We start from the raw sequence: 724 nt of genomic DNA on the forward strand, positions 1-724 counted from the left end.
CGCAACATGTTCGCCCAGGATGGGCATTTCAATATGGTGCCGTATCGGGTGATGGAAAACGAGTGGTCTGATTTCGCCCGGTACGGGGCGCGGGTAGAGGTGGAGATTACCTTAGGTGCGGATAGAGTGGGTGAGAGACCGAGCCTTGTGGCGGTTACTGGACATGCATATTCGGCAAACAGCGGACGACTGTTGCGTCAGGTCGAATTTGATAAGTTCTTCCGCAATGGATCTTTGCAATCATATCAACGCAAATACTTCAAGAAGCAAATTGTAAATATGGTAGAAGCGGCAGATCGAGGTAGGTAACAATGCGACCGATAGAGGATATACTGCGCGACCTCGGTGTAGAGTTTGCATCAATTATTGCAAATTCGAGTGGCTATTTGTTCGACGGGCCTTGGGATACTTTTGTGATGATTCAGCACTATTCTTCCGGGCAAGTTTCAGGTACGCGAGCCGCATTCGTAGGCGGCGAGCAAATTGTCGACAGGCCGACAAATATCAAGATGATGGACATGTTGAAAATTCACGATCATGTTGAGCTGTTTCGTCGTGATTTTCCGGTTCCTTTGTGGTTGTTTGATGCGTTGGTGTTGGTGGTGGATCGGGAGCCGGTGCGGGGTGTGGTGCATGTGGTGTGTGGGGATGTGGCGGCGGGGTTTGAGGCGTCGATGGCGACGGCGGGGCAGGTGCAGGATCGGGCGGCGGCGATGTTTTTGGG

Annotated in this window: 1 protein-coding gene and 1 pseudogene; both read left to right on the forward strand. The window is 52.1% G+C overall.

Translation table 11 applies throughout. From position 1 onward, the window contains the following. On the forward strand, window positions 1-309 hold a 309-nt coding region (locus ACPXB3_RS22425), incomplete at its 5' end, for a hypothetical protein (RefSeq protein ID WP_425729844.1). 2 nt (window positions 310-311) lie between these two features. After that, window positions 312-724, forward strand: a pseudogene (locus tag ACPXB3_RS22430) (hypothetical protein); the annotation flags it as partial.

Origin of the sequence: Gordonia sp. DT219 (genome assembly GCF_049847065.1) — a bacterium.
GTDB lineage: Bacteria > Actinomycetota > Actinomycetes > Mycobacteriales > Mycobacteriaceae > Gordonia.